Source organism: Streptomyces sp. NRRL F-525 (assembly GCF_000716605.1).
Classification (GTDB): domain Bacteria; phylum Actinomycetota; class Actinomycetes; order Streptomycetales; family Streptomycetaceae; genus Streptomyces.
Genome location: NZ_JNXE01000121.1, coordinates 1 through 563, shown reverse-complemented (window position 1 = coordinate 563; position 563 = coordinate 1). Strand labels below are relative to the sequence as shown.

General features: G+C 73.5%; 1 pseudogene. It reads right to left on the bottom strand.

Annotated features, from left to right (window positions below):
* A pseudogene (locus tag OO69_RS51135) lies at positions 1 to 563 on the bottom strand (ketoacyl-synthetase C-terminal extension domain-containing protein); the annotation flags it as partial.

The following is a 563-nucleotide window of genomic DNA, read 5'->3' as shown; positions in this document are numbered from 1 at the left end:
GCCGTAGTCGTGGGCTGATCTGTCAGGTGGGTGTGCAGCCGGCCTGCCTGCTCCCGCAGCGCTGCGGGGGTGCGGGCCGACAGCACCCACGCCACCGGCGCAGTGTCCACCGGCTCCGTCACCGGCGGCTCGTCCGGCACCTCGGCCGGCGCGGCCTCCTCCAGGATCAAATGCGCGTTCGTACCGCTCACCCCGAAGGAGGAGACGGCCGCTCTGCGCTGGTGGCCGTTGCGCGGCCACGGGGTCGCCTCGGCGAGAAGGGACACCGCGCCGGCCGTCCAGTCCACGTGCGGGGACGGCTCATCGATGTGCAGGGTCTCTCGATCGGGTCGCCCAGCGTCGTCCCGGTTCCGTGCGCCTCCACCGCGTCGACCTGATCGGCCGTCAGCCGGGCGTTGGCCAGGGCCTGGCGGATGACCCGTTGCTGGGCGGGGCCGTTGGGGGCGGTGAGCCCGTTGCTGGCGCCGTCCTGGTTGACGGCAGAGCCGCGGACGACCGCGAGCACCTGGTGCCCGTTGCGCTCGGCGTCCGACAAACGCTCCAGCAGCACCAGGCCGACACCC